This window comes from Ensifer sp. LC384, assembly GCF_001695865.1.
Taxonomy (GTDB): domain Bacteria; phylum Pseudomonadota; class Alphaproteobacteria; order Rhizobiales; family Rhizobiaceae; genus Ensifer.
Map to the genome: position 1 here is coordinate 1 of NZ_MBST01000071.1, position 886 is coordinate 886.

1 protein-coding gene and 1 pseudogene are annotated in these 886 nt (G+C 57.2%); both read right to left on the reverse strand.

The window, feature by feature from the left end:
- Positions 1–212, reverse strand: a pseudogene (locus BC363_RS30590) (flagellin); the annotation flags it as partial.
- 261 nt (positions 213–473) lie between these two features.
- A partial coding sequence (locus tag BC363_RS30595) for a flagellin (protein ID WP_280137971.1) occupies positions 474–886 on the reverse strand: 413 nt, incomplete at its 5' end.

An 886-nucleotide genomic window follows, 5' to 3' on the forward strand; every position in this document is an offset into this window, starting at 1 on the left:
GCGCCGAGGCCGAGTGCGTCCTGAACCGTGCCGAGGGCCTTGTTGTCCGAACGCATGGTCGTTGCGATCGACCAGTAGGCGGCGTTGTCGGAAGCGTTACCAACGCGGTAGCCGGACGAGATACGGTCCTGCGTCGTTTCCATCGAGGAATTGATCGAACGCAGCGTGGAAAGTGCGGCCATTGCCGCGTTGTTGGTCATGATAGACGTCATTGGCTGAGTGCCCCTTGGGAAAACTGATTGAAAGGGACATTCCGGGATTACCGGGAAACGGCGGCCAGCTTCATGCCTGCTAACGCGTTAATCGTGTTGGTTAACCCGCCGTTTCGATAGGCATAGAAAACACCAAGATGGTTAACGAAGATTGAAGCTGCGCATCCAAAATCTGTATCGACAAAAGAAAAACCGCGCCTCGATAGAGACGCGGTTTTTCGTGTTGCAGTCCGGGACTGAAGTCACCGGTGTCTAGACCGCTTAGCGGAACAGCGACAGGACGTTCTGCGAGCTATTGTTGGCGATCGAGAGAGCCTGGATGCCGAGCTGCTGCTGCGTCTGCAGAGCCTTCAGACGGGTCGACTCTTCGTTCATGTCGGCGTCAACCAGCTTGCCGACACCCGATTCGATCGAGTCCATCAGGTCGTTGACGAAGTCCTTCTGGAGATCGACGCGCTTGTTGACGGCGCCGAGGTCCGAAGCCGCATTGGTCATGCTCTTCAGGACGGTGTCGACACCGCTGAGGTAGTTGGCCAGTGTCGTCGCAGTGACGGCCGTACCGCTGATGTCGAGGTTCAGAACGCTGACGCTGCTGATGGCAGTACCGGTGGTGTCCTTAAGATCGGCTGTAAGCAGGCCGTTGGCAGCAGTGCCATCGTCGATCAGCATGGTCT